Here is an 874-nt window from a genome sequence, read left to right on the forward strand (position 1 = left end):
TAGGACACAGACTCATAATTTCTGAGCCATATCTGGATAGCGGCGAGTTTGACGAGGGCAAGGTAGTTATCGGCGTGTTTTTCGTAGCGCGTTGCGATGGCCCGGAAGTGTTTGATCTTGCTGAAGAAGCGTTCGACGAGATTGCGGTAGCGATAGAGGAAGGGGCTGAAGCTGGGCGGGTTCTTGCGACGTGAGACCGGTTTGATGCAACCCCATGCACCACGCGATTTTAGGCTGTCGCGCAGGGCGTCGCTGTCATAGGCCCGGTCGGCCAGCAGGATCTGGCCTTCGCCGATCCCGCCGAGCATATCGGTGGCGCTGCGTCCGTCATGGGCCTGGCCGGGCGTGAGCTTGAGTGCGACGGGCAGGCCGTTGGCGTCCACGAGGGCATGGATTTTCGTCGTCAGCCCGCCCCGCGAGCGCCCCATGCATCGGGGGTCAGGAGTGTCTCCGGCGGCGGCGTCCGCGCCCCCTTTTTTGCGTTCGCCCCGTGCTGGTGAACGCGGATCGACGAGCTGTCGATCATCTGGATGTCGCCGTCGTAAGCCGCTGTGATCGCGTCGAATATCCGATCCCAGACGCCCAGCTTGCGCCACCGGACGAAGCGGTTGTAGCAGGTCGTCGCCGGACCGTAGCGCTCCGGGATTTCCGCCCAGGGCGACCCGGTGCGCAAGCGCCAGTAAATCCCGTTGAGCACCTTGCGATCGTCCACACGCGGCACACCGCGCGGCTTGTTCGGCAGCAAGGGTTCGATGATCCACCACTCGAAATCGGTCAACTCGTAGCGGCGACGGCCCATGATCCATATCCTCCTCGCGAAGGTTGAATCAGGCTTCGGCCAAAAACGGAATCCCGTTTATGAGTTTATGACCTA

The 874-nt window shown here is 61.7% G+C and carries 1 protein-coding gene; it reads right to left on the bottom strand.

Annotated elements, in window-relative coordinates; all coding sequences use genetic code 11:
• Window positions 1–799 (bottom strand): IS5 family transposase gene (locus PKE71_RS17545; RefSeq protein ID WP_371392684.1). Its coding sequence is split into 2 segments (ribosomal slippage), with 797 coding nucleotides annotated over them: window positions 1–461 and window positions 464–799; the frame shifts between segments, so codons are not numbered across the junction. This gene is flagged as partial in the annotation.
• Between the last annotated feature and the right edge of the window lie 75 nt (window positions 800–874).

Source organism: Maricaulis virginensis (assembly GCF_027922185.1).
Classification (GTDB): Bacteria; Pseudomonadota; Alphaproteobacteria; order Caulobacterales; family Maricaulaceae; genus Maricaulis; species Maricaulis virginensis.